We start from the raw sequence: 24,251 nt of genomic DNA, 5'->3' as shown, positions 1-24,251 counted from the left end.
CGCGGAAGCCGTATGCGCCGCCTGGCGCAATTGCGTGAAAAGCGGTTGGGCTTGCCTGACTTTGACGATAGCCGAATTACCGACGAGTGGTTCCGCTCCCACTTCCACTACGCATCCGATGTGGTGGCACAGTGGCTCAGCCCGGTGATGGATCTGAGTGCGGCCCGCCTGCTGCAGTTTGGCTGCGGCGATGGCATCACCGATCTGGCCTTGGTGCTGCGCCATGGCGCGGGCGCCATCCACGGCATCGATGTACGCCAGGAATACGCCAAGCTGCCCCGCATTGCGCAGGATCAACTGGGCATGCAACGCATTCCGGCGGCGCTGAGTTTTCAGACCATCACGCCCAGCGCGCCGCTGGCGGGCCAGGCGCCGCTCTACGACGGCATCATGAGCTGGTCGACCTTTGAGCATGTGCAGCGCGACCAGCTGCTGCCCATCTTGAAAGACCTGCTGGCCTGCCTCAAGCCGGGCGGGCATTTCTTCTTGCAGATCGAGCCGCTGTTCTACTCGGCCTTTGGCTCACACCTGCGCCGCTATGACGATGTGGCTTGGCACCACTTGCTGGTGGACGAAGATGCGCTCTGGAAGGTCATTGAAGCCTACGACGGCGAACTCAGCCCCGATGAGGTGGACTTTGGCTTTGCCGATTTTGGGCCGGAGGGCTACAAGCGCTTTGTGTTCAAGGAATACCAGGAGCTCAACCGCCTGACCGCCGATGAACTGGTAGCGCTGGCCCAGGAGGCGGGCTTTACGGTGGCGCGCGAGGAGCGCCGCCACTATGAACCGGGGCCCGTGCCCGAGGCCTTGCTGGCGCAGTACCCGCGTGAGGTGTTGACCAACAACGAGATCTTTTTGCTACTGCAGCGCCCCGCTTGATCGCCAGCCTGCCGCCCACTAGGTGTAGATTTGCCATACGTTGTTTACGCCAAGTCTAGATACGTGGGCATCCCCCATACCCAGACCGGTCCCGTTGAACAAGCTATTGAAACATCACACCTAGAGCGGGTTAGAACTGATCTGTTGCCTAGCCAATGCAACCGCTGCGCTATGCGTGCAATCTAGCAGCATCTCGTGACAATTCCACAAGGTTTTGTAAGGTTCGAGTAGGTATTATCTAATAGCATTAATCTATGTAAAGACGAATTTTCATTCGCTCATGGAGGGATAGCTATGAGAAATTTAGTAGCGCTTACAGCACTATTTAGTGCAGCGGCTGCAAATGCTGCGGATGCAGGATCTGTGGACCATGCCGATGCAAGGGCATCTTGGGGTTGGGCATGCACCTCGGAGCTGCCAAACTACCAAGGAGTGATTCACGCGTACCGAGCAGATGGCCTCTTCTTAGGGGTGCTTGAAGCGAACCATCCGCGAGAACAAGCCGTGGCAAATCTCTGCGGCGGCAATGGGAATCATGGATTCGGAGGCGACTTTATCTATGATGCGAGCAAGCTAGATGGCAGAAGATACGATATTAATTTGTATTTTATTCGCGCAGATGGATCTCACTTCGAAGTCTCAGGCTCACCAGTGAGGAATGTCCAGTTTGGGAATCCGCCGCCTCCTCCGCCTCCGCCACCACCTCCTCCACCCCCACCACCGCCACCCAGTCCACCATATGTGGTTGTTGAGGGTTGCAATATCCAACGGCCTGGACCAGGTTGGGCTGCGATCGCATGGGGTGGCAGCCCTCCACCATCCGCAAACTGTCCACCACCAAATTCCTTCGGAGTGCAGACTTATATGAAGTACAGAAATTTCAATGTATTTCCGGCATTCAGGCGAGGCACAATCATGACAACATGTGCTGGGCCTGTTCCGACAGGATGGACCGTAGCCAGCAATAGCAGATCTTCTTATATTTGCCGCCAGCCTGGCGGAACCGGTGCAAATGGATGGGAATGGGAAATCCGTAAAAACTGAGTTGAGTTCGCCTTCAAAACCATCTCATTAAACGTCACCTCACTGCTTGGACACTGCTCCAAACAGTGGGGATTTTATATGGCGAAATACGATGTGGGATACCCACAGTCTCCCGGACCTGTTTGGCTTAACAGCCTACCGGAGCCTTACCTCGCCTTGTAGCGAGCATGAGGGTCATGCGTTGACGGTTGTAGGGTCTTCCTGCTGGATTGGCACCGAGACGCTGGCGCTGTAGCTCAGGCGCTGCATGCGCTGGCCCAGGCCGCTGCGGCTAAAGAGCCGGCGGTTGATCGAGGCCTCACAATGCAGGGGCGTGCGCACCAGCCAGCAGGTATGGCGCACTTCAAATGCGGGGTGGAAGTACGGATCGCCCTGGTCCAGAAAATCGCGCCAGCGGCTGGCGAACAGTGCCGAGTCCTCGGGGTGCGGGTCATAGCCTTCGGCCTTGCCCCGGGTGATCGACTCATGGTGTACCAAGGTGGCCTGCGGGCAGTACAGCACGCGCCAGCCCAGCTGCAAGGTGCGCAGGCACAGGTCCACGTCGCCAAAGCCCACGGCCAGCTTTTCGTCATAGCCGTCGATGGCATCAAAGGTTTCCTTGCGCATCAAGAGACAGGCAGCGGTTACGGCCGATACCTCACGCGTGCTCACCAAACGGCCCATGAAGGCGATATCGACGCGGTCGGGCGGCAGCTTCAAAAACTTGCCATAGTGCTCGGCAATGCCGAAGGCCCCCACGCAGACACCGGCGTGCTGGATCGACGTGCGGTCGGGGTAGAGCAGCTGCGCGCCCACCATGCCGACGCTCGGGTCCTGGCACTGTGACAGCATGTGCTCCAGCCAGCCGCTCTCCAGCGCCTCGATGTCGTTGTTGCAGAACAGGTAGTGGCTATACGGCCGGGTCAGCTGGCGCACCGCCCAGTTGTTGATGGCCGAGAAATTGAAGGGGCCCTGGTAGCGCAGCACGGTGGCGGTGCCTTCTTGCTCCAGTTGCGCAAAGTAGTCGAGGCTGGCCTGCTCGGTCGATGCATGGTCGATCACGATCAGGTCATAGGCGGCATGCTGCACGGTGGCGCGGATGCTGTCCACACACTGGCGCACGAGGCTGCCGTAGTTCTTGGTCGGGATGATGATGGCCACGCGCTGGCCATCGGCGATCTGGTGCTGCGTCTCAAAGAAATTGAACGACACCCCGGGGGCCGAGCGCGCCGCCACGCCGCTGCGGTCCAGGTGGCGCTGCAGTACGGCGGTCGAGGTGCTCATCACCTGGGCCATCTTGTCGTGGCCGGCCGAGCCGGTGTGGGTGCGCCATTGGTAGAGGATCTCCGGCAAGTGCACGATGCGGCTGGCCGCTTCGCTGACCCTCAGGATCAGGTCGTAGTCCTGCGAGATGCCCAAGGTCTCGTCAAAGCCACCCAGGCTGCGCAGCAGCGCCGTGCGAAAGCCCACCATGTGCACGATATAGGGGTGGCTGCGCAGGTATTCGGGTGAGAAGGCCGGGCGGTGGAAGTACTGCAGCACCTCTTTGCCATCGGGGCTGACCAGCACTTCGTCCGAGTACAGCATGTCCGGGTCATCGGCCATGACGCTTTGCGCGACGCGGTAGATCGCCTGCGGCTGGAGCAGGTCGTCATGGTCGAGCAGCACCACAAACGGGGACGTGGCCAAGGCCAGCGCCCGGTTGCTGGCGTGTGATACGCCATGGTTGCTCTCGCCCAGGTGCAGCTTGATGCGCGGCTCTTGCGCGGCCAGCTCCTGCAGCATCTGGCGCACATGGGGCTTGGGCGATGCATCGTCGGCAATGCACAGCTCCCAGTGCGGGTAGATCTGGGCGCGTACCGAGTCGACCATCGCGGTGAGCATGGCCGGGTCGGTGTTGTAGGTGGGCACCAGGATGGAGATGCTGACGGGTTGCTTTAACGCGGCAATCTCGGCGCGCAGCACGGGCAGCACTTCGCTAGAGAGGCGCTGCTGGTAGTCCTGCCAGGCATCGGTAGGGGCGACGGGCACCGTCGGTGCATCGGGATGGCCCAGCGACAGCAGCTGGTGCTTGAGCATCTGGCTGCCGCCCGTGCGCCAGGCGCGCCAGAGCCTGCGGCTGTTGCTGCCCAACTGGCGTGGATCGGCGGCCAGCAGGTAGAGGCTGCGGCTGAGCTGGCGCAGCTTGTGGGGCAGCTTGCGCAAGGTAGAGAGAGTGGATGACAAGGAATGGCTCTTTGTTTTTGTAGCGGTGGCTGCTTGATTTGCAAGCACTATTGGCCTATTTTATTTAATTAAGGGCCGGGCGCAGACCCGTCAGGTAATCGTGCCCGTAGCTCCAGGGCTGCAGGTACTGGGCTTTCAGATCGACCGCGGCAGCCGGGGCAGGCAGCGGTGGCTGGCCGTCGACGTACTGGCGCTGGCGAATGTCCTGCAGCAGCGCCAGCCATTCGTCGGCCGAGGTGCTCCAGGGACGCAGCCAGGTCCAGGGGCGGCCTGCCAGTCGCTCGGGGAAGGCGCCGATATCGGGCGCGATCACCGGCACACCGGCTTGCAGGCAAGCGCTCAAGGTGTAGCTATAGGTCTCGGGCCACAGCGCCGGGAACCAGACCACATCGGGCTGCAGGCGCGCCATCAGTGCGGGCAGGTCGGCATCGTCATAGGGGCCGTGCACGGTCAGGCTGGCATGGGGCTGGGTGCGCATGCGGCGGTGCGGGTAGCCCAGCAGGTGCAGCTCGACCGGCGCCTGGCTTTGGGCGGCGGCCAGCGCCACGGCTTCCATCACATCGCCCCCCTTGGCCAGGCTCACGCCGCCGAGGATAAAGACGCGCAGATGGGCATGGGGCGCCAGCGGCTGGCCCTTGGGCACAGGCAGCAAGGCTGCATCAGGGATGTCATGGTGGGTGACATAGCGCACTGGCGCATCGGGGAAGTACTCGTGCATGCGCAGTGCCGCATCCTTGCTGGGTGCGAGCACATAGCGCGCTTGGTTCAGGAACAGGCGGTGGCGCATGCGCCAGGCATCGATGTACTCGCCGGTGGGCGCGGGCTCGGCGCCAGAGCATTGCGGGCACTGCGGCACACCCAGCGCCGCATAGCGCGGGTTGTGGGTGGGCTCCATCAGGTTGATCTGCGGGCAGATCGCGTAGTAGTCGTGGGCGGTGAAGTCATAGCGCACGCCCAGCAGCTCGGGCAGGCGCATCACTTCCAGGTTCAGCCCCATCAGGTGGTGGAAGTGGATATGGCTCACGCCCAGCTCGCGCAGCTGCGCCACCAGTGCGTCAGACTGCGTGGGCCAGTGGAACTCCTCGTCATAGCCTTCGGCCGCATCGAGCCACTGCAGGCGGATGTAGTTGTCTTCCAGCGGGGTCAGGGCCAGCGATACCGCGCGGTCGCGCAGGCTGTGGGCCAGCTCCTTGACATGGCGCAGGGTGCCGCCGCCGGCGTTGTGCAGCACCATCAGCACGCGCGGCAGCGGGTGCTGGCGCAGGCGTGCCTTGTCGATGGCATTGCGCGCGGCCTGGGCCGGGTTGGCCTTCAGATGCGCTTGCACCAGGCTGTCGTAAGCAGGGTGCAGTTGCAGCAGGGTCTGGTAGGCGGCCTGCTCGCGCGGCGTCTTGCTGTCGCCAAAGCTGACGCCGCCGGTGTGCAGCACCACGCTGTCCAGCGCCAGCAGATGGCGCCAGCCCAGGTCATGGGCGCGCATGCAGAAGTCGTTCTCTTCGCCGTAGCCCTTGCCGAAATGCGCCACATCAAACAGGCCGGTCTGCGCAAGGCAGTCGCGGCGGATGTACATGCAAAAGCCCACGCCGGTGGGCACCTCGACCGTCTGCCCGGCATTGGCGCTGGCGGCCAGGTGGTTCAGGCGCAGCAGATCGGCGTCGGCCGGCAGCGCATTCTTTTCACAAAAGCGCGGGTAGCTGCAGATCGTCGCGTTGTTGGACAGCGGCGTGACGCTGCCCACATCGGTGGCGCTGTAGGCCGCCCGGTGCAGGCGGTCCAGCCATTCGTGCGACACCTCCGTGTCGCTGTTGAGCAGCAGCACATCATGGCTGGGGTTGAGCGCCATGCCTCGGTTGACGGTGGCGACAAACCCCAGGTTGCTGTCGTTTTCCAGCAGTTGCACGCGGCTGTCCTGCTGGGCCAGCTCGCGCAGCCAGGCGGTCAATTCCGGCTCGGGGCTGGCGTCATTGATCACCACCAGCTGGCTATTGGTTTGCGTGGCCGCTTGCAGCACCGACTGCAGGCAGCGTTGCGTATCGACCAGGCCCCGGTAGACCGGGACGATGATGTCGACCATGGGAGCGGGCTGGGCTGCTGCGAGCGGGCGCACAGGCTCGGGCCGGGATTCAGCGGGCGCAGCTTCATCGACAACAACGGCGAGCACTGCATCATCTTCCAGCTCTGCGATCACCTCCTGTGCATCGACTGCTTGCACTGCATCCTGCACAGGCTCGGGCACATGCACAACGGCCGGGGCGGGCGCAGGCCGGCCGCGCAGCCGCGCCTTGGCGCTGGCCAGTTTCTGGCCCACACGGTAGGCCTCCGAGGCTTCGATATTGCCCAGGTGGGTTTGCAGGTTGCCGATATGGGTCTGCTGGCCCTGGATATGTTCTTGCTGCTGGGCAATCGCGGCTTCCAGGTTTTCTTTCTGCTGCTGCATATGGGCCTGCAGCAGGCGCAGCTGGGTGTGGGCATCGGCCTGGGCCTGTTGGGCGCGCAGCACCTCGGTATCAGCGTGGCGGATGCGGGCCTGCAGCTCCTGGGCGCTATCGGCCAGCGCAGCGTAGTCGGCCGACATCGGCCAGCCCAGGCTGACTTCGAGCACCGCACCTTCGGTCTGCAGGCAGTCCTGCAGCAGCGCCGGGGCAATCGGCAGGTGCAGGTGCGGGTCATCGCCCGTCAGCAACAGCAGCGTGCTGCCCGGCGCGGTGGCGGGGGCCGGCTGCCAGCTGATCTGGCTGTGCGGCACCTGGGCCAGCGCTTCTGGCCGGTCCGCTTCCCAGCGCCAGCGCAGCGCACCACTGGCGTCATAGAGGCGCATCGCATGCAGGTGCAAAAAGCCGGGGCGGTCGGCCGGGTCCCAGCGCAATGTGGGCTGGGTGCCTTCAAAGCGCGGCAGCGCAAAGCGAATGCTCTGCTGCAGGGCGCCGATCTGGCCCTTGGCAATCAGCTTGTGCGACTCGCTGAACTGGCCGGCATAGGCCCAGTACAGGTTGGTGGTGAAGCTGGCATGCGCCGTGTTGGCCTCGCTCTCGATCGCCAGCAGCGCATGGGCCTGGGCTGCAGCGGCATCGCTGCTGGGCCGGACACTGCAGATGAACTGGTAGGCCAGCGCATCGGGCTGGGCCAGCAGGTAGCGCATCACGGCGGGCGGCAGGCTGTCGGCGGTGGTCCGCGCAAATTCGGATTCGTCGAGCGGGCGGTCGATGGTCTCGAGCGACTGCACGCTCCACTGGCCCGCTTGCATCAGCCGCAGCAGCGACTGGCGGGTGAAAAAGCGCAGGTGGGTGGCGTCAAGCAGGCCTTCTTCGCGGTAGCGCAGCTCACCTTGCATCAGCTCCATCACCAGGCCGCAGTAGCCCGCATTGGGGATCGAGACCAGGATTTCGCCGTTTTCTGCCAGCAGATCGCGGCAGTCGGCCAGCAGTTGCTCGGGCTGGCGCAGGTGCTCCAGGACATCGGCGCAGACGATATAGTCATACTGGCGCAGCGCAAAAGCTTCAGCCAGGTTGATCTGTTCCAGATCGGCCACAGCCAGATCGCGATAATACGGCCTGGCGAGCGCGGCCTCCTCAGCGCTGAACGTCACACCATCGAGGGTGCAGGCCTTGTGCTCGTGCAGGTACTGGCCCAGCACGCCGGGGCCGCAGCCCAGATCGAGCACCCGGGCGCCCGGCTGTATCTTGTTCGCCAGCACGGACAGCGAACTGCGCTGCTGGAGATCGATGTGGCGGGTGTAGACGTGGTGTTCGCGGGTCATGGATATGGGAATGGGTAGGAATTTTGCCGAGATAGGCCTGCAGATGCAGGTGAAAGATGAATGACTGACAAGCAAAATCGTGTGGCAATTCTATTGTCTACATTCAACGGCGAGCCGTTTCTGCCTGCGCAGCTCGATTCCCTGCTGGCGCAAAGCCATGCGGGTTGCGATATCTGGGTGCGCGATGATGGCTCCAGTGACCAGAGCCTGGCCATTGTCCGGCGCTATGCCAGCATCCATCCAAACATCCACATCCAGGCCGGCGAAAACCTTGGTTTTGTAGCTAGTTTTTACGAATTATTGCAAAACGTGGGCGCTGGCTATGATTTCTATTTATTCTGCGACCAGGATGACGTCTGGCTGCCCGGCAAGGTGAGCCGCGCGCTGGCGCTGCTGGAAGGCAAGCAGGGCGCGGCGCTCTACTGCTCGCGAACCCAGTATGTGGACCGCGATCTGCAGCCCATCGGCCCCTCGCCCGATTACGACCGCCGCTGCATTGGCTGGGGCAATGCGCTGGTGCAGAATATTGCGACCGGTTGCACGATGGCGCTCAACCGCGCGGCGCGCGAGCGCCTGCTGGCGCAGCGCCCCGGCTTTTGCCTGGCGCATGACTGGTGGGCCTACCTGGTGGTATCGGCCTTTGGCCAGGTGGTGTTCGACAGCGAGAGCCACATCCTCTACCGCCAGCATGGCAGCAACACCATCGGCATGCAAAAGCAGGGCCTGGCCGGCCAATGGGCGCGCGTGCAGCGCTTTTGGCGCCGGCTGCGCCAGGCGGGCCCCGGCTGGATCGACCAGCTGAGCGAGTTCGACCGGCTCCATGGCCCCAGCCTGGCCCATACCCAGCGCCGCCAGCTGCGCATGCTGATCCGCTCCCGCAGCAGCTGGGCGACGGCGTTGCGCGCCTCGACCCAGCGCTATTACTGGCGCATGAGCAAGGTTGACACCTTGATATTGCGTGTGCTGCTGGCGCTGCGCCTGTACTGAGGTGCCGTTACAACTGGCGCGCTGGGCTGATTTCAGCACTGGCCGCTGATGGATAATGCCCGCTGATGTCCGCCAGCCCCACCTCTCCGCTCCCTCCCATCGCCTTGTCCGTGGTCAGCCATGGCCATGGGGCGATGGTGCAGCAGCTGCTCGATGCCTTGGCGCTGCACGGCGCGGGCGGCACCGGTGTCCGCCGCGTGGTGCTGACCCTGAACCTGCCCGAGCCCGCACCCTTGGCGCCCGCCGGCGGCTGGCCCTTTGTGCTGGAGCTGCGCCACAACAGCGTGCCGCAAGGCTTTTCAGCCAACCACAATGCGGCCTTGGCCGGCGCGACCGAGCCCCTGGTCTGCGTGCTGAACCCGGATGTGGATCTGACGGGCGGCAACCCCTTCCCCGCGCTGGTGCGCGCGCTGCAGCGCCAGGGTGTGGGCCTGGCCTACCCGATGCAGGTGGATGAAAACGGCCAGCTGCAGGACAGCGAGCGCGAGCTGCCCACCCCCTGGTCCTTGCTGCGCCGCTATGCGGTCAAACGGCGCGAGACCCGGGCCGAATGGGTCAATGGTGCGATGTGGCTGCTGCCCACCCCCGTCTGGCAGGGGATTGGCGGGCTCAATACTGCGTACTTCATGTACTGCGAGGATGTGGATCTGTGCCTGCGCCTGCGCCTGGCGGGCTGGACCCTGGCGCGCGCCGCCTGCGTGGTGGGCCATGCCGGCCAGCGCGCCAGCCACCGCCGGGCGCGCCATGCTTTGTGGCATATTCGCAGCTTGCTGCGGCTGTGGACCTCGGCAGTTTTCTGGCGCGCCCGGGCCTTGCTCCGGCGTACCCCCACGGCAGCACTCACGATGATTGAATAATGATTTTCCTGGCAGTGGTCGCTTTTCTCTGTACGCTCATTGGCGCGGGTTTCATCGTGCGCCGCATGCGCGGCCATGCCAAACGCTATGGCAAGGATTTGCCCCAGCGCTTCCATATGGGCAACATCCCCCGGCTGGGCGGTTTGGCGATGTTTGTCAGCCTGGTGCTGACGGTGGGCGTCGCCGGCCTGCAGAACTGGTGGGGCTACTACGGCAATGCGCTGCACTGGAACCAGTGGGTGCTGTATTTCTTCATGGCGATGCTGCCCGCCGTCGCCGGTGGTATTGCCGAAGACATGACCCAGCGCATGACGGTGCGCTACCGCCTGGTCCTCACTTTGCTGACCGGCTTGCTGGCCGTCTACCTGTTGGGCATGACGGTGCCGCGCATGGGCTTGGTCTGGCTCGATACGGTGCTGAGCGCCGCGCCCTGGCTGGGCATGGCGCTGGCCGTATTGGCCATTGCGGGCCTGCCCCATGCCTTCAACATCATCGATGGCTACAACGGCCTGGCCGGCATGGTGGCGGTCATCATCTGCGCGGCGCTCACCCATGTGGCGCTGCAGCTGGGTGACCGCGAGCTGGCAGCGATCCTGGTGATCACGGCCGCCGCCACCCTGGGCTTCATGTTCTGGAACTACCCCATGGGCCAGCTGTTTGCCGGCGATGGCGGCGCCTATGTCTGGGGCATCGTGATCGCCTTTTGCAGCATCACCTTGGTGCAGCGCCACCCCATCGTATCGCCCTGGTTCCCGATGCTGCTGCTCATCTATCCGGTCTGGGAGACCATGTTTTCCATCTACCGCAAGCTCGCGCGCGGCGACTCGCCGGGCATGGCCGATGCGCTGCACCTGCACCAGCTGATCTACCGCCGCATCGTGCGCAGCGTGCTCGATGAGAATGCGGCGCGCCGCATGCTGCGCCGCAATAACCGGACCGCGCCGTATTTGTGGGCGTTCACTTTGCTCACCGTGGTGCCGGCGGTCCTGTTCTGGCGCAACACCTATATCCTGATCGGTTTTTGTGCGCTGTTCTGTGTCTCCTATGTCGCTGCCTATCTGGTGATCGTGCGCTTCAAGCTACCGGGCTGGATTCGCTGATCAGCAGGCAGGCGGCACTTTGGGGCACAATGCGCGTTTTGCATCTTCTCCGCTGCTGTAAAGGCCTGCAACCATGACGACTCCTTCTCTCTCCATTGCCCCGCGCGACAAGGCTGAAATTCTGGCGCAGGCACTGCCCTACATCCGCAAGTTCCATGGCAAGACCATGGTCATCAAGTACGGCGGCAACGCCATGACCGACCCCGAGCTGCAGGCCGACTTTGCCGAAGACGTGGTGCTGCTCAAGCTGGTGGGTATCAACCCTGTGGTGGTGCATGGCGGTGGCCCGCAGATCGAAAACGCACTGAAGCGCCTGGGTAAGGAAGGCAAGTTCGTGCAGGGCATGCGCGTGACCGACTCCGAAACCATGGAAGTGGTGGAATGGGTGCTGGCCGGCGAAGTGCAGCAAGACATCGTGGGCCTGATCAACCAGGCAGGCGGCAAGGCCGTGGGCTTGACCGGCCGTGACGGCGGCCTGATCCGCGCCCAAAAGCTCAAGTTGAAGGACAACAAGGATCCGTCGGTCGAGCACGATGTCGGCCAGGTCGGCGACATCCTGTCCATCGACCCGAGCGTGGTCAAGGCGCTGCAGGACGACGCCTTCATCCCCGTGGTGAGCCCGATTGGCTTCGGTGAGAACAACGAGAGCTACAACATCAATGCCGATGTGGTGGCCAGCAAGTTGGCCACCGTGCTGCAGGCCGAAAAGCTGATGCTGCTCACCAACATCCCTGGTGTGCTCGACAAGCAAGGCCAGCTGCTGACCGAATTGACCTCGCGCCAGATCGATGAACTGATCGAGGACGGCACCATCTCGGGTGGTATGCTGCCTAAATTGGCTGGCGCCATCGATGCCGCCAAGAGCGGTGTCAATGCCGTGCATATTGTCGATGGCCGCGTGCCACACGCGATGCTGCTCGAAATTTTGACCGACACAGCCTACGGAACAATGATTCGTAGTTATTGATACATTTGATTGCGTAATTGATTTGTGCATCTAGCAATGCACATGATTTTTATCATTTTTCTGCAGTTCTTTTGCAGTAAGATGTTACAGAGGGCCCAAGGTTGCGCTGGCAACCTGTGAGGCGAGTGCCTTACTTTTATCAATAAAAAATACCTGGCGGTGTTGGGAGACTGCGTCGGGTGCAGCCTCATATTCAACGCATGTCTGATCAAGAATCTTCTTTCGCCGCCGACCTCGTCGATGCGCCGCTAGAAGCCGCTAACCCGGCACCTACCCGTAAACGTCCAAAACCCGGAGAGCGTCGAATCCAGATTCTGCAGACGCTGGCGGCCATGCTGGAGCAGCCAGGCGCAGACCGCATCACCACGGCGGCACTGGCCGCGCAAATGTCGATCAGCGAGGCGGCCCTCTACCGCCACTTTGCCAGCAAGGCCCAGATGTACGAAGGCCTGATCGAGTTCATCGAGCAGTCCGTCTACAGCCTGGCCGTGCAGATCACCGGCCGCGATGTGCCGGACCCCGCCAAGACCGTGGAGCAGGGCATTGCCCAGGCCCACCGGGTCGTGGCCATGGTGCTGCAGTTTGGCGAGCGCAACCCCGGCATGGTGCGCGTGATGCTGGGCGATGCGCTGCAGTCCGAAAACCCCCGTCTGCAACAGCGCATGCAGCAGTTCTTCGAGCGCATCGAGACCACCTTGCGCCAGTGCCTGCGCGTGGTGCCCGGCGGCGATGCATCGGCTACGCCCACCGTGGATGCCAATGTGCGCTCCAGCGTGCTGATGTCCTTCCTGATCGGCCGCCTGCAGCGCTTTGCGCGTTCGGATTTCCGCCGCCTGCCCACCGAGCAGCTCGACGCCTGCCTGTCCTTGATGGCGCACTGACGCCAGCCAACCCCATCGCAAAAGCTGCTGAGCCTGACAAGGCCAGCAGCTTTTTTCATGGGGGGCACGGCCGTTGCCGTGGTTTACCCTTGCTTTGCACACCAACGGTTGGCAGCACACTGGGTTTGTGCAAGAATCAAAAAAAGAACGACCGTGCTATTTTTTGATTTATGACCAAACCCCTTGCTTCCACCCCAGGCCCTGCCGAGATCGCCAAGCTGGCCAAAGGCGCCCAAACGCGTGCTGCGATTGTGGATGCCGCCCTGTCCCTGGCCGCGCAAGAGGGGCTCGATGGCCTGTCGCTGGGCATGGTGGCGCTGGCCATGGGCATGAGCAAGTCAGGGGTGTTTGCCCACTTTGGCTCACGTGAGGAGCTCCAGTGCTCGGTGGTGCGCGAATACCATGAGCGCTTTGAGCGCGAGATCTTTGTACCGGCGCTGCAGGTGCCCCGTGGGCTGGCCCGCTTGCTGCATATGGCCACCGGCTGGATGGGCAGCACCGCCCAGCCCAATGATGCCAGCCGCCTCTACGGCAGCCTCTACATCAGCGGCGCGGTGGAGTTTGATGACCGGCCCGGCGATGTGCGCGATGCGCTGTCCGAGTCGGTGCGCATCTGGATGGATGCGATGCGCCGCGCGATTGTGCAGTCCCAGACCGAAGGCCAGCTGCGCAGCGATGTCGCTCCCGACCAGGTGCTGTTCGAGCTGCACGGCATCATTTTGTCGCTGCACTATGAAACCCGCTTTCTCCATGGCCCGCAGGCGCTGCGCCATGCTGCCACCGGCCTGCGCGGCATCTTGCTGCGCCATGCGGTGAACCCCGAGCGCGAGGCCGCCTTGATCGATGCCGCGCTGGCCCCTTGCCTGGCAGCGCTGCCCGATGCGGCCGCGCCCGCCTCCGTTTCTGTTTTGACCTCGTAATTTTTCCAAAGGACTTTCCATGCCTCAGTACACCCCACCGCTGCGCGACATGCAGTTCCTCATGCAAGAAGTGCTGGACCTGCCGGCCCGCTTTGCCCAATTGCCGGCCTATGCCGAGGTGGACACCGGCACCATGGATGCGATTTTGGAAGAGGCCGGCAAGTTTGCGGTCGAGGTCGTGCAGCCACTCAACCTGCCTGGTGATGCCGAAGGCTGCACGCGCAACCCGGCCGATTCGAGCGTGACCACGCCCAAGGGCTTCAAGGAGGCCTATGCCAAGTATGTGGAAGGCGGCTGGGCTGCCCTGTCGTGCGACAGCGCCTATGGCGGCCAGGGCCTGCCCTTTGTGCTGAACCAGTGCCTGTATGAGATGCTCAACAGCGCCAACCAGGCCTGGGCCATGTACCCCGGCCTGTCGCACGGCGCCTATGAGGCACTCCATGTGTATGGCTCGGACGAGCAGAAAAAGCTTTACCTGCCCAAGCTCACCAGCGGTGAATGGACCGGCACCATGTGCCTGACCGAGCCCCATTGCGGCACCGACTTGGGGCTGCTGCGCACCAAGGCAGAGCCCCAAGCCGATGGCAGCTACAAGATCACCGGCAACAAGATCTTCATCAGCGCCGGTGAGCACGACATGACCGACAACATCGTGCACCTGGTGCTGGCCCGCCTGCCCGATGCGCCCAAGGGCAGCAAGGGCATCAGCCTGTTCCTGGTGCCCAAGTTCCTGGTCAATGCCGATGGCTCGCTGGGTGCGCGCAACCCCATCAGCTGCTCGGGCCTGGAGCACAAGATGGGCATCCATGGCAATGCCACCGCCCAGATCGCCATCGATGGCGCCGTGGGCAGCCTGGTTGGCCAGGCCAACAAGGGCCTGCAGGCCATGTTTGTGATGATGAATGCCGCACGCCTGGGCGTTGCCAACCAGTCGCTGGGCCTGATGGCCGTGGCTTATGAAAATGCACTGGCCTACGCCAAGGACCGCGTGCAGATGCGCAGCCTGTCGGGCACCAAGGCCAAGGACCTGCCGGCCGACCCGATCATCGTGCACGCCGATGTGCGCCGCATGCTGCTGACCGCCAAGGCCTACAGCGAAGGCGGCCGCGCGATGATGGTCGCCACCTCGGCCCTGGTCGACGAAGAGTTGAACCACCCCGACGAAGCCGTGCGCAAGGCCCATGCCGCGCAGGTGGCCCTGCTCACCCCCATCCTCAAGGCCTTTTTGACCGACAAGGGTTTTGAGGTGACCGTGCTGTGCCAGCAGGTGTTTGGCGGCCATGGCTACATCCATGAGACCGGCATGGAGCAATTTGTGCGCGATGCGCGCATCAACATGATCTACGAAGGCACCAATGGCATCCAGGCGCTGGATCTGTTGGGGCGCAAGGTGCTGGGGGACCAGGGCGCGGCGCTCAAGGCGCTGGGCAAGCTGGTGCAGGGTCTGGTCGAGGAAGAGGGCGTCAACGAGCGCATGGCCGACTTCATCAACCCGCTGGCGCAGCTGGCCGGCCAGATGACCGGCATCACCACCGAGCTGGGCCTCAAGGCGCTGCAAAACCCTGACGAAGTGGGCGCTGCGGCGACCGACTACCTGTGTGTGATGGGCCACCTGGTGATGGGCTACTGGTGGGCGCGCATGGCCCAGACCGCGCTGCGCGCACTGGCCGAAGGCGATGTGACGGGCAAGACCTTCTACGAAGCCAAGCTGCAGACGGCACGCTTTTACTTTGCGCGCCTGTTCCCCGAGGCGGGCCTGCGCGTGCGCACCATGCGCACCGGCAGCAAGCTCTTGATGAACACCGACGCGGCGCTGGCTTGACAGCTGCAGTGCTGCCGAAAAACACCGAAGGAGACCCTGATGCAAACCTTGCTGAAACCTGTGCTGATGGTGGCTGGCAGCTTGGCGGTGGCACTGCCAGCGCTCGCGGCGGACATGTCGCCGGTGGGCCTGTGGCGCACCTTTGACGAGAAAAGCGGTGAACCCAAGTCCGAGGTGCGCATCAGCGACAGCGGCGGGGTGCTCAGCGGCAAGGTGGAAAAGCTGCTGCGCAAGGGCGCCGATCCGCAGGCCGTCTGTGACCGCTGCAGCGATGACCGCAAGGGGCAGCCGCTCGTCGGCCTGGAGATCATCCGCGGTGCCAAGCAGGCGCCGGGCAAGGCGGTCTGGGAAGACGGCAAGATCCTCGACCCGGAAAACGGCAGCAGCTACAGCCTCAAGCTCACACCTGCGGACAACGGCAACAAGCTCGATGTGCGCGGATCGATTGGCCCCTTTGGCCGCACGCAGACCTGGACGCGCGTCGAATAGGTTTTGAATACAACGGCTTGTCAGCGCATCCCTATCAGGGGCTGACAGCCATGAAATGTGGAGTAACCATGTCCCGATTTGTGGTGAAAAAAGTGGCGGTGCTCGGCGCCGGCGTGATGGGCGCGCAGATTGCGGCCCACCTCGTCAATGTGCGCGTGCCGGTGGTGCTGTTTGACCTTCCTGCCAAGGAAGGCCCCAAAAGCGAGATTGCCCAGAAGGCCATTGCCAACCTGAAAAAGCTCAAGCCCTCGCCGCTGGGCGTGGCGGCTGAAGCGGATCTGATCACGCCCGCCAACTACGAAGAACACCTGGCGCAGCTCAAGGACTGCGACCTGGTGATCGAGGCGATTGCCGAGCGCATGGACTGGAAGCGTGATCTGTACCACCAGATTGCGCCGTTTGTCGCACCCCATGCGATCCTGGCTTCCAACACCTCGGGGCTGTCGATCACTGCGTTGTCGGAAGCATTGCCAGAGCAGCTGCGCCACCGCTTCTGCGGCATCCACTTCTTCAACCCCCCGCGCTATATGCAGCTGGTGGAGCTGATCCCCACGGCAGCGACCGAGCCCCAGGTGCTGGACCAGCTCGAGAGCTTTGCCACCAGCCAGCTGGGCAAGGGCGTCATCCGCGCCAAGGACACGCCCAACTTTGTTGCCAACCGCGTCGGCGTGGCGGGCATGCTGTCGACCATTGCCGAGGCCGAGCGCTTTGGTCTCAGCTACGACGTGGTCGATGACCTGACTGGCAAGAAGCTGGGGCGCGCGAGCTCGGGCACCTTCCGCACCGCCGATGTGGTGGGCCTGGACACCCTGGCCCATGTCATCGCGACGATGCAGACCCAGCTGACGGCGCAGAGCGACTCGTTCTACGCCAGCTACACCACGCCGGCGGTATTGACCCAGCTGATCGCCAACGGCGCGCTGGGCCAAAAGACCAAGGCGGGTTTTTACCGCAAGACCAGGATGGGCATCGAGCGCTTTGACTCCGCGCACCAGGCCTATGTGCCCTCGGGCGAAAAGGGCAACGACGTCTATACCCGCATGCTGAAAAAGCCGGCGGGCGAGCGCTTGCAGCTGCTGCGGGGCAGCGAGGGCGCGCAAGGCCAGTTCCTCTGGGCCATCTTGCGCAACAGCTTCCACTACGCCGCCGTGCACCTGAAAGACATTGCCGACAATGCCCGCGATGTGGATCTGGCCATGCGCTGGGGCTTTGGCATGCAGCAAGGCCCGTTCGAGCTGTGGCAGGAAGCCGGCTGGCTGCAGGTGGCCAAGATGGTGCAGGAGGACATTGACGCTGGCAAGGCACTCAGCACCGAGCCGCTGCCGCAATGGGTGTTTGAAGGCCCCGTGGCGGACGCCGGCGGTGTGCACACGGCGCAGGGCTCCTGGAGCGCTGCCGAGAACCGCTTTGTGCCGCGCCGCGATCTGCCGGTCTATGCGCGCCAGCTCTTTCCCGAGCGCGTGCTGGGCGAGACGAGCGCGCCCGCGCAGGACTGGCGCACGGCAGGCCGCACCCTGGCCGAGAGCAAGGCCTCACGCAGTTGGACCCTCGATGACCAGGTGCTGGTCTTCAGCATCAAGACCAAGATGCATGCCATCAGCCCCGATGTGATGGAAGACCTGCAGGCCGCGCTGACGCTGGCCGAAAAGGATTTTGATGCGATGGTCGTCTGGTCGGGCGATGCACCGTTCAGCGTGGGCGCCGATCTGCAGGCGATGATGCCGGCCTTTGCACTGCAAGGCCCGATGGCCATCGATCAGATCGAGCAGGTGATGCAGCAGCTCTTCCTGTCGGTGCGCTATGCGCAGATCCCGGTGGTTGGCGCTGTGCATGGCATGGCGCTGGGCGGCGGCTGCGAGCTGCTGCTGCACTGCGCACGCCGCGTGGCGCATATGGAAAGCTATATCGGCCTGGTGGAGATGGGCGTGGGCCTGGTGCCCGGCGCCGGCGGCCTCACCAATGTCGCCTACCAGGCCGCGCGCCATGCGCAGTATTCCACCGGCACGGATCTGCTGCCCTTCCTGGCCAATGGCTTTACCGCAGCCGCCAAGGCCACCGTCGGCACCAGCGCGCTGGAGTCGCAGGCCATCGGCTACCTGCAGGCCGATGATGTCATCGTGCCGCACCGCGACGAGCTGCTGTTTGTGGCGCTGACGCAGGCCAAGGCCATGGCGCAGTCGGGCTGGCGCCCACCGCAGCGCAAGCCCTTCCCGGTGGCCGGCCGCAGTGGTGCAGCCACCTTGCGCAGCACCCTGGTCAACATGCGCGAAGGCGGCTTCATCACCGAGCACGACATGCTGATCGCGAGCCATATGGCCGATGTGGTCTGCGGCGGCGATGTGGATGCCGGCACCCTGGTGAACGAGGAGTACCTGATGGCGCTGGAGCGCAAGGCCTTCACCGACCTGATCGTGAAGGAAAAAACCCAGGAGCGCATTCTGGGCATGCTGAACACCGGCAAGCCGGTCCGCAACTGAGGCCCAGCATGCAAGACAACGCCCTGCTCTCCAACACCCTCTCCCGCAAGCGGGAGAGGGCAGGGGTGAGGGCGGATGTCAGCGTGCAGCAAGCCCGCGCCCTGCGCCAAGCCTCCACCACTGCAGAACAACTGCTCTGGCGCCACCTGCGCAACCGCCAACTGGCGGGCGCCAAGTTCCGCAGACAGCATCCGCTGGGGCCTTACATCCTGGATTTTGTCTGCCTGGAGCAGGGTCTGGTGGTGGAGATCGATGGCGGCCAGCATGCGGATCTGCAGGCGCAAGCCTATGACCAGCAGCGCACGGTGTGGTTGCATCAGCAAGGCTTGCGCGTGCTGCGATTCTGGAACCACGACGTATTGCAACAAACCAACGAGGTGCTTGCGCAGCTGCTGCAGGCCCTCACCCCAGCCCTCTCCCGCTTGCGGGAGAGGGAGGTGAATACAGAGGACGAGTGACCATGAGTAAACAAGTTCAAGACGCCTACATCGTTGCGGCGACGCGCACGCCGATTGGCAAGTCGCACAAAGGCTATCTGCGCAATATGCGCCCTGACGATCTGCTGGCCACCACGATGAAGGCCGTGCTGGCGCAGGTGCCGGGGCTGGACCCGCAGGCGATTGAGGATGTGGTTTGCGGCTGCGCGATCCCCGAAGCCCAGCAGGGCCTGAATGTGGCGCGTATCAGCGCGGTGCTGGCAGGGCTGCCGGTGGGGGTGGGCGGGGTGACGGTCAACCGCTTTTGCGCATCGGGCCTGACGGCACTGCAGATGGCGGCCGACCGCATCCGCGTGGGTGAGGCAGATGTGATGATCGCCGCCGGTGTAGAGAGCATGAGCATGGTGCCGATGATGGGCAACTCGCCGTCGCTGTCGCCGTCCATCTTTGAGCGCGAAGGCGATGTCGGCATTGCCTACGGCATGGGGCTGACTGCCGAGAAAGTCGCGCAGCGCTGGAAGGTGAGCCGCGATGCCCAGGATGTCTTTGCACTGCAGTCTCACCAGCGCGCGCTGGCGGCGCAGCAGGCCGGCGATTTTGCCGCTGAGATCACGCCGATCACCGTGACCGACCGGGGGGTGGACATCGCCCGGGGTGAGGCGGTCAGCCGCTCGCGCACGGTGGACCTCGATGAAGGCCCGCGCCCGGACACGTCGATCGAGGGACTGGCCAAGCTGCGCACCGTGTTTGCGGCGCGCGGCTCTGTCACTGCCGGCAACAGCTCGCAGACCAGCGATGGCGCAGGTGCCTTGCTGGTGGTGAGCGAGGCGGCGCTCAAGCGCTTTAACCTGACGCCGCTGGCGCGCTTTGTCAGCTATGCCAGCAAGGGCGTGCCGCCCGAGATCATGGGTATTGGCCCGATCGAGGCGATCCCGGTCGCGCTGCGCCATGCCGGCCTGTCCTTGCAGGATATCGACTGGATCGAGCTGAACGAGGCCTTTGCCGCGCAGTCGATCGCGGTCATGCAGCAGCTGGGCATGGATCCGGCCAAGGTCAACCCCATGGGCGGCGCAATTGCGCTGGGCCACCCGCTGGGCGCCACCGGTGCCATCCGCGCGGCCACCGTCGTGCATGCGCTGCAGCGCAACAAGCTCAAGTACGGCATGGTGACCATGTGCGTGGGCATGGGGCAGGGCGCGGCGGGCATTCTGGAGCGCGTCTAAACCGGCGCTGGCTACGGCATCTGTCGCCCACTGGGCTGCAACAGATGCCGTTGGCTGCTAATGTCGGGTGGCAGAAAATGCAACTGCAAGACAGGTCTTGAAAGGCTTGGTACGGGCACATGGCGTTTTCGGCGGATTCGAAAATTTCTGCGAAAGATGTCCGAATGAGTGAACTCTCCTCCCACCACGCCCGCCATGCCTTTGACCGTGCGATGGCCATGGAACCCAGCGGCCAGAACCAGTATGCGGCGCAGGCTAGCAAGGACTACTGGAACATGGTCGGGCCCTACGGCGGCATCACTGCTGCGCAAGTGGCCCAGGCCGTGCTGCAGCACCCGCAGCGCCTGGGCGATCTGGTGGCGGTCACCGTGAACTACGCCGGCGCCGTGGGCGAGCGGCCTTATGTGATCGAAGCCATCCCGGCGCGCACCAATCGCAGCACCCAGCACTGGATCATCACCTTGCGCGAGCAAGACGCCGAGGGCCAGTGGTCCACGACGACCACCGCGACCGCGATGACGGCCCTGGCGCGCGATACCTGGTCGGATGACGAGTACGTGATGCCCGAGGTGCCGCCTTCCAGCGCGGTGGAACGCTACACCACCGATTTCCGCGTGGAATGGCTGAACCGCTACAACATCCGCCCGCTGTTGGGCGGCTATCCGACGGAGTGGGACGGCGCAAGCAGCCCGAGCCTGACCCGCATGTGGGTCAGTGACGAGCCCCCGCGCCCGCTCGATGTGCCGGCGCTCACCTCGCTGTGTGACGTGTTTTTTCCTCGCATCTGGCTGCGCCGCGCCAAGCGCGTGCCGGTGGGCACCGTGTCCTTGACGGTCTATGTGCATGCCAGTGCCGAGCAATTGGCCGCAGTCGGCACCCAGCCGGTGCTGGCCCAGGCCCAGGGCCAGGGCTTTCGGGATGGTTTTTTTGACCAGACCGCGCAGATCTGGTCCCCCCAGGGCGTTTTGCTGGCCACCAGCCACCAGCTGGTCTATTACAAGGAATAAGGCGCGCCAAATCCGGTTAGCATGCCAGCGTCTTCGGTGTGCGCCCTGGCCGTGGCCCGGGCCCGGCACCGACCCCTTTTTTGAGAGACTGTTATGACGATCCAATCCTCGTGCGACGATATCCGGGTGCTGGCCGAAGCGGGCATCTGCACCATCACCTTCAACCGGGTGGCCAAGAAGAACTCGCTGACCGGCGCCATGTACCTGGCCCTGGCGGAGGTCTTGCAGCAGGCCGCCAGCAGCGCCGAGGTGCGCGTGGTGCTGTTCCAGGGCGATGCCTCGGTGTTCACGGCGGGCAACGACCTGGGCGATTTCCTCCACGGCCCCAAGCCCGATGACAACGCGCCGCCGTTCCAGTTCCTGCAGGCGCTGGCCGCCTGCCCCAAGCCCATCGTCGCGGCCGTCTGCGGCCCGGCCGTGGGCATTGGCACGACGATGCTGCTGCACTGCGACCTGGTCTATGCCGGTGACAACGCGATGTTCTCGCTGCCCTTTGTCAACCTGGGCTTCTGCCCCGAAGGTGCGTCGAGCCTGCTGTTGCCCCAGCTGATGGGCCACCAGCGTGCCTGCGAGGCCTTGCTGCTGGGCGACCCCTTCATGGCCGAGGCGGCGCTGGAAGTGGGCCTGGTCAACCGCGTGGTGCCCCCGACCGAATGCAACACCATTGCCCAGGCGCAGGCGGCCAAGCTGGCCGCCAAGCCGCTGGCCTCGCTGATGGCGAGCAAGCGCCTGCTCAAGAGCGGCCAGATGGCGGCCGTTCAGTCGCGCATCGCCGAGGAAGGCCGTGTGTTTGCCGATCTGCTGCAGCAGCCCGCTGCCAAAGAGGCAATGCAGGCCTTTATGGAAAAGCGCAAGCCCAACTTCAGCGGTCTGTGATCCCTGCTCAGGCTGGCTTGCCAGGCGCCAGCTTGCCAATGCGGCAGCCCTGCGCTGCCAGCAGCGCGCCAAACGCGGGCGAGCGCAGATAGGCCCATTCCACTGGCCGCTGCTGGCCAATGGCGTCGTCTGGCATCGGCGTTTGTGCCGGGTGGCACATCAACAAGCTGCCGTCTTGGCATTCAGCCAGCCATTGCGCCATCAGGCCGCCATAGGCGGCTTCCGTCGGCGCATCAAAACCATAGACCCCGGCAAAGCCCCGGTTCGTCGCCCAATGCTGGCGCTGCAGCTGGTGGCTGAGGCGCCAGCCGCCCAGGAGCGCAATCGTGGCTGATTTGGCCTGCCAGCGCAGGGCGCCCGCAGGGGCCGTGGAGCGGATCCAGATTTGCCGGGCCGCTGCTGCGCCATAGCGCGCTTCGAGTTCAGCCAGCATCGCCTTGCGCACGCCGGGCAGCTGGTGCACATGCTGGTGGCCATCCACATAGACGGGCGGCATGCCCAGCGCATCCTCAAAGGCATCGAGCTGGCGGCGCCAGGCGTCGCGCAGCGCAGCGGCAGACAGCCGGGCGGTATAGGCCTGGCTGAGAATGCGCGTGATCGCAGTATCTGGCCCCACGCCATGGCCTTCGGTCAGGTTGAAATGCAGGCCCAGGTCCAGCTGGCCGCGCACTGCTGGCAAGGCCCGCGCTGCGTCACGCCAGCCCGGCGCGGTGGTCATGCAGCTGGTGGCCGATAAGCGGCCCAGCGCCGCCAGCTCCAGCACGGCGGCATCGACTGCCGGGTGCAGCGCAAAATCGTCGGCGCAAAGGGTGATGTGTTTCATGGTGCGCAGTGCGGCCGAGCGTGGGCAAAGGCCCAGCATTTGGCCGCGGCAAAGGTAAATACCGCCACGACGACCAGCACCGCGACCAGGCTCCAGGCGTAGTGCCAGTGCAGCTGGTGCAGCGCCAGGTAGTAGAGCAGTTCATTGAGGGCAAAGGAGCTGCAGGCGACCAGAAAGAAGCGCGGCAGCGCCTGGGCATGCGGCGCCTGTTTATCGGCAAAGGTCAGCCAGGCGTGCCCGCTGTAGCTGACCACAAAGGCGACCAGAAAGGCCAGCACATTGGCCAGCAGCGGTGCCATGCCTGCGCCGCCGACCAGCAGCAGCACCACCAGCAAATGGGTGGCAGCGGCCGAGCCGCCCACGGCAATAAACTGCAGCCCCTGGGGCAGTCTGCGCAGGCGATCGGCCAAGGCAGCGATCGGCAAGCTCAGGACTCCGGCGGCATCGGCGCGACCGGTGCGGGCGCGGTGGCGGATGCGGGCACAAGCGGGGGCGCAGCGGGCTCGCTGCTCACGGGGCTGCGGTCGTCGTTGTTCGCCACGATGTACAGGGGCCGGCGCTTGACCTCGTCGTAAATGCGGCCGATGTACTCGCCCAGCATGCCGATGGACATCAGCTGCACGCCGGAGAACAGCATCAGGCCGGCGGCCAAGGTCGGCCAGCCATCGATGGGGTTGTCCAGCACCAGGGTCTCGATGGTGATGTAGATGCCGTAGATGATGGCGATGACCGAGATGCAAAAGCCCACCAGGCTCCAGATACGCAGCGGCAAGGTGGTGAACGAGGTCAGGCCCTGGAACGCCAGCGCGAAGAGCCGGTGAAAATTGAAGCTGGACTGGCCGCTGCGCCGGCTGTCGGGCACAAAGGGCAGTGCCACGCTCTTGAAGCCGACCCAGGCGTACAAGCCCTTCATGAAACGGTTGCGCTCGGGCAACTGGCGCAGCGCATCGACGACCTTGCGGTCCATGAGCCGGAAATCGCCGGCATTCTCGGGGATATGGATCGCGTTGTCGCGGTTCATCAGGTAGTAGAACAGCGACGTGCCCCAGCGCTTGGCCTTGGCTTCGCCGGCGCGGTCGGCAATCACGCCGTAGACCATGTCATAGCCGCCCTGCCACAGCTGCACCATCTCAGCAATCAGGGGCAGCGGGTGCTGAAAATCCGCATCGATCAACAGCACCGCATTGCCGCGTGCATAGTCGAGCCCGGCGGTCATCGCCGCTTCCTTGCCAAAATTGCGCGCCAGCTGGATGTAGTGCAGCGGCAGCTGCTGGCCCAGGCGCTGGGCCACCTCATCAGTCGCATCCTTGCTGCCGTCGTTGACCAGCACAATCTCGCATTCCACGGACAGCGCGCGCACCGTCTCGTACAGGGCGGGCAGAAAGGCTTCCAGGTTGCTGGCTTCGTTGTAGGCGGGCACCACGCAGCTCAGGCGCAAGGGCGGCCTGGGCGCTGTGCGGGCGGCGGGCGGGGCGGGGGGCAGGGTATCAGGCATAGATG

The 24,251-nt window shown here is 64.1% G+C and carries 19 protein-coding genes; 14 read left to right on the top strand and 5 right to left on the bottom strand.

Annotated elements, in window-relative coordinates:
• The first annotated feature begins 12 nt into the window (after window positions 1-12).
• Window positions 13-879: a class I SAM-dependent methyltransferase gene (locus tag F0Q04_RS22815; RefSeq protein WP_182345874.1), complete on the top strand. Its 867-nt coding sequence runs from the start codon at window positions 13-15 to the stop codon at window positions 877-879.
• Between the two features lie 1,218 nt (window positions 880-2,097).
• On the opposite strand, the gene F0Q04_RS22810 is transcribed toward F0Q04_RS22815, so the two are convergent.
• Both F0Q04_RS22810 and F0Q04_RS22805 read right to left on the bottom strand, forming a co-directional pair.
• A complete protein-coding gene (locus F0Q04_RS22810; protein ID WP_182343685.1) occupies window positions 2,098-4,128 on the bottom strand; it encodes a glycosyltransferase family 2 protein in 2,031 nt (676 codons plus the stop codon).
• Window positions 4,129-4,192: 64 nt separating this feature from the next.
• Window positions 4,193-7,885 (bottom strand): methyltransferase domain-containing protein, encoded by a 3,693-nt coding sequence (locus tag F0Q04_RS22805; RefSeq protein ID WP_182343683.1) that lies wholly within the window; start codon window positions 7,883-7,885, stop codon window positions 4,193-4,195.
• Window positions 7,886-7,978: 93 nt separating this feature from the next.
• Here F0Q04_RS22805 and F0Q04_RS22800 point away from each other — a divergent pair, with 93 nt between their 5' ends.
• From F0Q04_RS22800 to F0Q04_RS22740, 13 genes are all read left to right on the top strand, one after another.
• Window positions 7,979-8,872: a glycosyltransferase family 2 protein gene (locus F0Q04_RS22800; RefSeq protein WP_182343681.1), complete on the top strand. Its 894-nt coding sequence runs from the start codon at window positions 7,979-7,981 to the stop codon at window positions 8,870-8,872.
• A gap of 65 nt (window positions 8,873-8,937) precedes the next feature.
• Window positions 8,938-9,729: a glycosyltransferase family 2 protein gene (locus F0Q04_RS22795; RefSeq protein ID WP_232539452.1), complete on the top strand. Its 792-nt coding sequence runs from the start codon at window positions 8,938-8,940 to the stop codon at window positions 9,727-9,729.
• Window positions 9,729-10,829 (top strand): glycosyltransferase family 4 protein, encoded by a 1,101-nt coding sequence (locus tag F0Q04_RS22790; protein ID WP_116926369.1) that lies wholly within the window; start codon window positions 9,729-9,731, stop codon window positions 10,827-10,829. Before F0Q04_RS22795 ends, F0Q04_RS22790 begins: the two co-directional genes overlap by 1 nt.
• A gap of 73 nt (window positions 10,830-10,902) precedes the next feature.
• Window positions 10,903-11,796, top strand: coding sequence for an acetylglutamate kinase (gene argB / locus F0Q04_RS22785; protein ID WP_116926370.1), 894 nt, complete (start codon window positions 10,903-10,905; stop codon window positions 11,794-11,796).
• A 200-nt stretch (window positions 11,797-11,996) separates the two neighbouring features.
• Complete coding sequence (gene slmA, locus F0Q04_RS22780) at window positions 11,997-12,677, top strand: nucleoid occlusion factor SlmA (protein ID WP_021028954.1); 681 nt, start codon at window positions 11,997-11,999, stop codon at window positions 12,675-12,677.
• Window positions 12,678-12,847: 170 nt separating this feature from the next.
• Window positions 12,848-13,597, top strand: coding sequence for a TetR/AcrR family transcriptional regulator (locus F0Q04_RS22775; RefSeq protein WP_021028953.1), 750 nt, complete (start codon window positions 12,848-12,850; stop codon window positions 13,595-13,597).
• A gap of 19 nt (window positions 13,598-13,616) precedes the next feature.
• Window positions 13,617-15,419 (top strand): acyl-CoA dehydrogenase C-terminal domain-containing protein, encoded by a 1,803-nt coding sequence (locus tag F0Q04_RS22770; protein WP_182343679.1) that lies wholly within the window; start codon window positions 13,617-13,619, stop codon window positions 15,417-15,419.
• A 39-nt stretch (window positions 15,420-15,458) separates the two neighbouring features.
• Window positions 15,459-15,908, top strand: a complete 450-nt coding sequence (locus F0Q04_RS22765; protein WP_420093966.1) for a DUF2147 domain-containing protein — start codon at window positions 15,459-15,461, stop codon at window positions 15,906-15,908.
• Window positions 15,909-15,976: 68 nt separating this feature from the next.
• Window positions 15,977-18,385, top strand: coding sequence for a 3-hydroxyacyl-CoA dehydrogenase/enoyl-CoA hydratase family protein (locus tag F0Q04_RS22760; RefSeq protein WP_182343677.1), 2,409 nt, complete (start codon window positions 15,977-15,979; stop codon window positions 18,383-18,385).
• An 8-nt stretch (window positions 18,386-18,393) separates the two neighbouring features.
• Window positions 18,394-18,843: an endonuclease domain-containing protein gene (locus F0Q04_RS22755; protein WP_182343675.1), complete on the top strand. Its 450-nt coding sequence runs from the start codon at window positions 18,394-18,396 to the stop codon at window positions 18,841-18,843.
• A gap of 2 nt (window positions 18,844-18,845) precedes the next feature.
• Complete coding sequence (locus F0Q04_RS22750) at window positions 18,846-20,045, top strand: acetyl-CoA C-acyltransferase (RefSeq protein ID WP_182343673.1); 1,200 nt, start codon at window positions 18,846-18,848, stop codon at window positions 20,043-20,045.
• A 164-nt stretch (window positions 20,046-20,209) separates the two neighbouring features.
• Window positions 20,210-21,052: a thioesterase family protein gene (locus tag F0Q04_RS22745; protein ID WP_116926375.1), complete on the top strand. Its 843-nt coding sequence runs from the start codon at window positions 20,210-20,212 to the stop codon at window positions 21,050-21,052.
• A 93-nt stretch (window positions 21,053-21,145) separates the two neighbouring features.
• Window positions 21,146-21,928, top strand: coding sequence for an enoyl-CoA hydratase (locus F0Q04_RS22740; RefSeq protein ID WP_182343671.1), 783 nt, complete (start codon window positions 21,146-21,148; stop codon window positions 21,926-21,928).
• A 7-nt stretch (window positions 21,929-21,935) separates the two neighbouring features.
• On the opposite strand, the gene F0Q04_RS22735 is transcribed toward F0Q04_RS22740, so the two are convergent.
• Genes F0Q04_RS22735 through F0Q04_RS22725 form a run of 3 tightly spaced genes read right to left on the bottom strand, consistent with a single transcriptional unit; the run spans window position 21,936 to window position 24,246 of the window.
• On the bottom strand, window positions 21,936-22,751 hold the full coding sequence (locus tag F0Q04_RS22735; protein ID WP_232539451.1) for a ChbG/HpnK family deacetylase: 816 nt from the start codon (window positions 22,749-22,751) through the stop codon (window positions 21,936-21,938).
• Window positions 22,748-23,182 carry a GtrA family protein gene (locus F0Q04_RS22730; protein WP_420093992.1) on the bottom strand — a complete coding sequence of 145 codons (435 nt, stop codon included), beginning with the start codon at window positions 23,180-23,182 and terminating at the stop codon, window positions 22,748-22,750. Before F0Q04_RS22730 ends, F0Q04_RS22735 begins: the two co-directional genes overlap by 4 nt.
• Window positions 23,179-24,246, bottom strand: a complete 1,068-nt coding sequence (locus F0Q04_RS22725) for a glycosyltransferase family 2 protein (RefSeq protein WP_116926378.1) — start codon at window positions 24,244-24,246, stop codon at window positions 23,179-23,181. The genes F0Q04_RS22730 and F0Q04_RS22725 overlap by 4 nt, the downstream gene beginning before the upstream one ends.
• Between the last annotated feature and the right edge of the window lie 5 nt (window positions 24,247-24,251).

The sequence above is a fragment of the Comamonas koreensis genome (assembly GCF_014076495.1).
GTDB classification, from domain to species: domain Bacteria; phylum Pseudomonadota; class Gammaproteobacteria; order Burkholderiales; family Burkholderiaceae_C; genus Comamonas; species Comamonas squillarum.
Note: the sequence above shows the minus strand (reverse complement) of the source record. Positions and strands in the feature narration are given on the sequence as shown.

What these genes read in the sequence shown, in the direction of transcription:
- F0Q04_RS22745 (WP_116926375.1), top strand. Translation starts at nt 20,210, where the DNA reads ATGAGTGAACTCTCCTCCCACCACGCCCGCCATGCCTTTGACCGTGCG.
- F0Q04_RS22770 (WP_182343679.1), top strand. Translation starts at nt 13,617, where the DNA reads ATGCCTCAGTACACCCCACCGCTGCGCGACATGCAGTTCCTCATGCAA.
- F0Q04_RS22775 (WP_021028953.1), top strand. Translation starts at nt 12,848, where the DNA reads ATGACCAAACCCCTTGCTTCCACCCCAGGCCCTGCCGAGATCGCCAAG.
- slmA (WP_021028954.1), top strand. Translation starts at nt 11,997, where the DNA reads ATGTCTGATCAAGAATCTTCTTTCGCCGCCGACCTCGTCGATGCGCCG.
- F0Q04_RS22750 (WP_182343673.1), top strand. Translation starts at nt 18,846, where the DNA reads ATGAGTAAACAAGTTCAAGACGCCTACATCGTTGCGGCGACGCGCACG.
- argB (WP_116926370.1), top strand. Translation starts at nt 10,903, where the DNA reads ATGACGACTCCTTCTCTCTCCATTGCCCCGCGCGACAAGGCTGAAATT.
- F0Q04_RS22805 (WP_182343683.1), bottom strand. Translation starts at nt 7,885, where the DNA reads ATGACCCGCGAACACCACGTCTACACCCGCCACATCGATCTCCAGCAG.
- F0Q04_RS22760 (WP_182343677.1), top strand. Translation starts at nt 15,977, where the DNA reads ATGTCCCGATTTGTGGTGAAAAAAGTGGCGGTGCTCGGCGCCGGCGTG.
- F0Q04_RS22735 (WP_232539451.1), bottom strand. Translation starts at nt 22,751, where the DNA reads ATGAAACACATCACCCTTTGCGCCGACGATTTTGCGCTGCACCCGGCA.
- F0Q04_RS22815 (WP_182345874.1), top strand. Translation starts at nt 13, where the DNA reads ATGCGCCGCCTGGCGCAATTGCGTGAAAAGCGGTTGGGCTTGCCTGAC.
- F0Q04_RS22790 (WP_116926369.1), top strand. Translation starts at nt 9,729, where the DNA reads ATGATTTTCCTGGCAGTGGTCGCTTTTCTCTGTACGCTCATTGGCGCG.
- F0Q04_RS22795 (WP_232539452.1), top strand. Translation starts at nt 8,938, where the DNA reads ATGTCCGCCAGCCCCACCTCTCCGCTCCCTCCCATCGCCTTGTCCGTG.
- F0Q04_RS22725 (WP_116926378.1), bottom strand. Translation starts at nt 24,246, where the DNA reads ATGCCTGATACCCTGCCCCCCGCCCCGCCCGCCGCCCGCACAGCGCCC.
- F0Q04_RS22740 (WP_182343671.1), top strand. Translation starts at nt 21,146, where the DNA reads ATGACGATCCAATCCTCGTGCGACGATATCCGGGTGCTGGCCGAAGCG.
- F0Q04_RS22755 (WP_182343675.1), top strand. Translation starts at nt 18,394, where the DNA reads ATGCAAGACAACGCCCTGCTCTCCAACACCCTCTCCCGCAAGCGGGAG.
- F0Q04_RS22765 (WP_420093966.1), top strand. Translation starts at nt 15,459, where the DNA reads ATGCAAACCTTGCTGAAACCTGTGCTGATGGTGGCTGGCAGCTTGGCG.